Source organism: Aliivibrio sp. S3MY1 (assembly GCF_028765575.1).
Lineage (GTDB): Bacteria > Pseudomonadota > Gammaproteobacteria > Enterobacterales > Vibrionaceae > Aliivibrio.
Genome location: NZ_JARACO010000057.1, coordinates 1 through 3,704, shown reverse-complemented (window position 1 = coordinate 3,704; position 3,704 = coordinate 1). Strand labels below are relative to the sequence as shown.

7 protein-coding genes are annotated in these 3,704 nt (G+C 35.7%); 5 read left to right on the top strand and 2 right to left on the bottom strand.

All coding sequences use genetic code 11. From position 1 onward, the window contains the following. Nucleotides 1-23: 23 nt before the first annotated feature. From PVK62_RS17070 to PVK62_RS17055, 4 genes are all read left to right on the top strand, one after another. Complete coding sequence (locus PVK62_RS17070) at nt 24-260, top strand: hypothetical protein (RefSeq protein ID WP_274445579.1); 237 nt, start codon at nt 24-26, stop codon at nt 258-260. 204 nt (nt 261-464) lie between these two features. Next, on the top strand, nt 465-716 hold the full coding sequence (locus PVK62_RS17065; RefSeq protein ID WP_274445580.1) for a type II toxin-antitoxin system Phd/YefM family antitoxin: 252 nt from the start codon (nt 465-467) through the stop codon (nt 714-716). Further along, nucleotides 706-993, top strand: coding sequence for a type II toxin-antitoxin system RelE family toxin (locus PVK62_RS17060; protein WP_045103945.1), 288 nt, complete (start codon nt 706-708; stop codon nt 991-993). Before PVK62_RS17065 ends, PVK62_RS17060 begins: the two co-directional genes overlap by 11 nt. 194 nt (nt 994-1,187) lie before the next feature. Then, nucleotides 1,188-1,643, top strand: a complete 456-nt coding sequence (locus tag PVK62_RS17055; protein WP_274445581.1) for a hypothetical protein — start codon at nt 1,188-1,190, stop codon at nt 1,641-1,643. 170 nt (nt 1,644-1,813) lie between these two features. Here PVK62_RS17055 and PVK62_RS17050 read toward each other — a convergent pair whose 3' ends face one another. Then, on the bottom strand, nt 1,814-2,320 hold the full coding sequence (locus PVK62_RS17050) for a GNAT family N-acetyltransferase (RefSeq protein ID WP_274445583.1): 507 nt from the start codon (nt 2,318-2,320) through the stop codon (nt 1,814-1,816). Then, nucleotides 2,317-2,589, bottom strand: coding sequence for a type II toxin-antitoxin system TacA family antitoxin (locus PVK62_RS17045; protein WP_017018730.1), 273 nt, complete (start codon nt 2,587-2,589; stop codon nt 2,317-2,319). The genes PVK62_RS17050 and PVK62_RS17045 overlap by 4 nt, the downstream gene beginning before the upstream one ends. Before the next feature lie 597 nt (nt 2,590-3,186). On the opposite strand from PVK62_RS17045, the gene PVK62_RS17040 reads away from it, so the two are divergent. Next, nucleotides 3,187-3,600, top strand: a complete 414-nt coding sequence (locus PVK62_RS17040; RefSeq protein WP_274449499.1) for a hypothetical protein — start codon at nt 3,187-3,189, stop codon at nt 3,598-3,600. The last annotated feature ends 104 nt before the right edge of the window (nt 3,601-3,704 follow it).

Here is a 3,704-nt window from a genome sequence, read left to right as displayed (position 1 = left end):
GTGCGTACTGAGTCCGAAATTTTTTGTACGGTTCATCAAAATCTGATATTAATAACTTATATAAAAGCTTTGAACCGGAAGTTCAAAATGATATTCAGTCATTTGTAGTTAATGGAGTTAAAAAAGGTCAAAAATTTAAGGAGTTAATATTAAAAGATCAATTTTGTTTAATGATGATTGTTCTTAATGTTCAACTTGCTGGTTTCGTAAGAGATGAGGAAGAAGATCAAATAATGCGTATAGAGGATTTCTGTGAGTAATGCCTAACAAATGCATCAACACGATTTGCTACATTCGGCATTCTAGGTCTCTTTGAGTTTACCGTGTTAAGTGGTAAATTTAGGCTTAATCTGCATGGTAGCAAACGTGTTATGCAGGCGTTATACGGCAAAAAGAAAAAAGTAGCAGTTCACATTAAAAAGGTCTAAAATTGGCACTTAATTTAATACTAATTTGGTGGCGTTATGAGACAAGTTCTAGCTGATTGTTCAGCAAGTATTTCAGAGTTAAAGAAGAATCCTACAGCTCTTTTGAACGAAGCTGATGGCTCTGCTATAGCTATTTTAAATCACAATAAACCAACGGCTTACTTAGTGCCTGCTGAAACTTACGAATTTCTAATGGACATGTTAGATGATTACGAGCTTTCTCAGCTTGTTGAAAGCCGCAGACTTGATTTATCAGATGCTGTGGAAGTAAATATCGATGACTTATAAATTAAAATTCCTTCCAGCAGCACAAAAAGAGTGGAGCAAGTTAGCTCCGCCGATAAAAAGTCAGTTTAAAAAGAAGCTAATTGAGCGCCTCGAAAATCCTCATGTACCTGCATCAAAATTACGCGGTTATGATTCTGTCTATAAAATTAAATTACGTACAGCAGGCTATCGTTTAGCTTATGAAGTCATTGATGATGAAATTGTTGTTTACGTCCTAGCTATTGGTAAAAGGGACAAAGATGCAGTTTATAAGAAGTTAGCCTCGCGCTTTAGTTAGCCGTATAACAAATGCATCAACACGATTTGCTACACTCGGCGTTGTCAGTTTGCCTTTAGTTTCAGTGATTAAGGCGTTAAAATTCAGCTAAGCCTGTATAGTAGCAAACGTGTTATGCAGGCGTTATGCGATATTTCTGTCTAATCATACATAAAGTTGTATAATCAGGTTTTTACAATTAATAACTTATACAAATGAAAAAGCTTTTATTGACTCCTTTAGTCGCGGTAATTCTATCTGGTTGTACATCTACTCCTATTAGTAATGAAAGATTAAACTATCTAGTTGGTTTATCTGTAGGCGCAAATAAATGTGCTATGCAAGACATGATGGATATGGAATTAGCAGTTGATGCTCAACAGGCAGTTAATTATACATTGTCAACTTGGACATATGACCAAAATATGGCGAATACAATATATCAACAATACCAATCATCTACTGTATCAGCACAAGATTGTAAAATGATTACAATGCACTCTATGAATCTTGTTAAACTATCAGGTCAGCATAAATCAAATGTAAAAGAGACCAATAAACGTAATCAAGAAGCAATGGATAAATTTAGTGATGATATGCGTGAATTAAATAAGTCAGCAGCACAAACATTAAGAGATGTGAACGCTAATAATAAATACTATATGTATTAAATAAATCAGTGGTAACTAAAGGTTTTGTGATATTCGCATAACAAATGCATCAACACGATTTACTACACTCGGCATCTCAGGTTGTCGGGTGTTTTTCGTTTTAAGGCGTCAATTTTAAGTATAATTGCATAGTAGTAAACGTGTTATGCAGGCGTTAACTGCTTCTCGGTTTAAATTAATTCACCGATACTAGATCTAATGTCTGCAATTGTAATAAATAGTTTGTTATCAGCGTCTTGGAATGCGGTAAAACCGTATTTTTCATAGAAATACTCAGCGCCATCTTTTGCATCAACAATGACAACAGGAAAGGCGACTGTTTCACTTGCCATTAATAGTTTTCTTAGCGCATCAATCAAAAGCCACTCACCGAAACCCTGACCTTTGTATCTATGGTCAACGGCTAAGCGGGCAATTAAACCACCAGAAGTTACACTGTGATGTTTCTTTTGTAATTTAGGTGGTAAATCCTGAATATCAATCGGAGTCATGGTTAATGTGTAATAACCAATAATGTGCTCTGGACATTGCTTATCTTCAAGAACAAAAGTACGAGTATTGTCTTTCTTAGCTTGTTGGCTTGCCATAACTTTCAAGTAATTATTGAGTGCGGTAATACCACAATCAAAACGATTTCGGTCATGTTTAGCTCTTTCTAATTGGACAGTATTCATTATTGAGTTTTATCCATATAACGTGAAGCGGCTTTTTGTAATTTACTATTTGGTTTAGCTGGTTGGTCTAACGCAGTCATTAACGTCATAGCATCTTGCTGACTTAGTTGTAAGGCTCGTTCCCGTTCCATAATAGTTTTTGCTTTTTCTACAGCCGCACTAAGCACAAATGAGTTAATGCTAGACATACCGGCAATAGCCGCAGCTTGAGATAGTAGTTCTTGTGTATCAATATCTACACGTGCTGTAATACGGGGTAATGCAGTAGCCATAATAATCTCCATTCAGTGTCAAAGTGGCACAAGTGAATTGTAGTTTAATTATTATACGCTGACAAGTTTTGTGTCACTTTGGCACGCAGTTAACAAATGCATCAACACGATTTGCTACATTCGGCATTCTAGGTTTCTTTGAGTTTACCGTATTAAGTGGTAAATTTAGGCTTAATCAGCATGGTAGCAAACGTGTTATGCAGGCGTTAAGTGCTAGGAGGTACAAATAGAATGGTTTGTAAACTGTGTGGAGGTAAAGATCCTCTACAAAAATCGCATATAATACCTAAATCATATTTGAGAGGGTTAAAGCAAGGGAATGGTCAGTTAGTCTCGATTGTTTGTGATGATGAATCGCCCCCTAAGAAAGTTAACTCTGACCCAAAAGAAAAACTCTTATGTCGAAATTGTGAGCAATTCATAAGTGATAATTATGAAAAATATGGGACGAGATTATTTAAAAGTAGTCAGGGGGTGAAGAAAGCTCGAAGGTATGTGGAGCTAAACGGCTTTAAATATACTGAATACTACCTTTTTTTAATTAGTATTTTATGGCGGGCATCTGTATCAACGCTAACTACTTTTTCGAACATAGAATTGACTGAACGAGTTGAAGATGCATTAGCATCTTGCATACGAAATAAATCAATAAAAATAAATACATCGCTTAAGTTGGATCACTTTGTTCGGATATCTGTACTTAGAGTAATTGATACAAAGTGTGGTGTCGATGATGATGTAATTCAAAGTGCCTTTTTACATCTTGGTGTTGAGGCAGGTAAAACGCCTAAAGAAGGGCTCATCTATTACTTCATGATTAATGGCTTCCTAATTTGTTATCATTTTGGTACAGAAACAGATCTTCATACCATTCGTACAAAGCGATTAGCTGGGCAACTGTTAAATAGGAGTCAGATCCGAATCCCTAAAGTTGAGATCAGTGATTTAAAACAAGTTCATGATGCATTCGATAATGCATATAACAAATCTAAATCACACGCTATTAAATAGCACTTAACAAATGCATCAACACGATTTGCTACACTCGGCGTTGTCAGTTTGCCTTTAGTTTTGGTGATTAAGGCAGTAAAATTCAGCTTGATTTGCATAGTAGC